This is a genomic window from Paraburkholderia lycopersici (genome assembly GCF_900096975.1).
GTDB lineage: Bacteria > Pseudomonadota > Gammaproteobacteria > Burkholderiales > Burkholderiaceae > Paraburkholderia > Paraburkholderia lycopersici.
The window spans coordinates 1-1,252 of sequence record NZ_FMYQ01000085.1 but is presented as its reverse complement, the minus strand read 5'-3'; the positions used below and the strand labels follow the sequence as shown (position 1 = coordinate 1,252).

2 protein-coding genes and 1 pseudogene are annotated in these 1,252 nt (G+C 60.9%); all 3 read left to right on the top strand.

Going from position 1 to position 1,252, the window contains the following annotated elements; translation table 11 throughout:
- Positions 1-206: pseudogene (gene sdhB, locus BLU17_RS32110) on the top strand (succinate dehydrogenase iron-sulfur subunit); the annotation flags it as partial.
- 15 nt (positions 207-221) lie between these two features.
- Positions 222-488 (top strand): FAD assembly factor SdhE, encoded by a 267-nt coding sequence (locus BLU17_RS32105; protein WP_092006778.1) that lies wholly within the window; start codon positions 222-224, stop codon positions 486-488.
- Between the two features lie 90 nt (positions 489-578).
- Positions 579-1,252: citrate/2-methylcitrate synthase (locus tag BLU17_RS32100; RefSeq protein WP_281247886.1), on the top strand; the 674-nt coding region annotated here is incomplete at its 3' end.

The following is a 1,252-nucleotide window of genomic DNA, read 5'->3' as shown; positions in this document are numbered from 1 at the left end:
GCCCGGCAGGTCTGCTGCAGGCTTACCGCTTCATCGCGGACAGCCGCGACGAAGCAACCGGCGAGCGCCTCGACAACCTCGAGGACCCGTACCGCCTGTTCCGTTGCCACACGATCATGAACTGCGTCGACGTTTGCCCGAAGGGCTTGAACCCGACCAAGGCGATCGGCAAGATCAAGGAACTGATGTTCCGCCGCGCAGTTTGATGCTGCAGCCCTGAAATGGAATCGCACCAGTCTGACCCCCTTCGCCGCGCGCGCCTTCGCTGGCGCGCGCGGCGCGGCCTGCTCGAAAACGACCTGATTTTCGAGCGCTTTTTTGGCCGCTATGAGCATGACCTCAGCGACGCCGACGTGGGCGCTCTTACGCGTCTGCTCGAGCTGAGCGATAACGACCTGATGGACTTGCTGCTCGCGCGCAAGGAACCAGAAGGCGACCTTGCCGACCCGGACGTGAAGCGGGTGCTGGAACTGCTTCGGAACGTCTGAGCGTTGCGGCGCCGCCCTTATGCAAGCGGGCGCCGTGCTGGACGTGCAAAACTATCGAATCCCGTGTTTATCTTCGATTGAGGATGTGCTATGACTCCGTCTGATGTAAAAGCCACGCTATCGTTCAGCGACAATTCGCCGAGCGTCGAACTGCCGATCTACAAGGGCACGATGGGCCCGGATGTGATCGACATCCGCAAACTGTACGGTCAGACCGGCAAGTTCACGTATGACCCGGGCTTCATGTCGACGGCGTCGTGCAACTCCGCGATCACGTACATCGACGGCGACAAGGGCGAGCTGCTCTACCGCGGCTACCCGATCGACAACCTCGCGCAAAACGCCGACTTCCTCGAAACCTGCTACCTGCTGTACAGGGGCGAACTGCCGAACGCCGCGCAGAAAGAAGAGTTCGTGAAGACCGTCACGCAGCACACGATGGTTCACGAGCAGATGCAGTTCTTCTTCCGCGGCTTCCGTCGCGACGCGCATCCGATGGCGATCCTCGTTGCCGCAGTCGGCGCGCTGTCGGCGTTCTATCATGACTCGCTCGACATCAACAACGCGAAGCACCGCGAAGTGTCGGCGATCCGCATGATCGCGAAGCTGCCGACGCTCGTCGCCATGGCGTACAAGTACTCGATCGGCCAGCCGTTCGTGTATCCGCAGAACGATCTGTCGTACAGCGCGAACTTCATGCGCATGATGTTCTCGAACCCGTGCGAAGAGTACAAGGTCAACGACGTGCTCGTGCGCGCGCTCGA

Bases quoted from the DNA above. Each gene is read 5' to 3' on its own strand.
- BLU17_RS32105 (WP_092006778.1), top strand. From the start codon at position 222: ATGGAATCGCACCAGTCTGACCCCCTTCGCCGCGCGCGCCTTCGCTGG.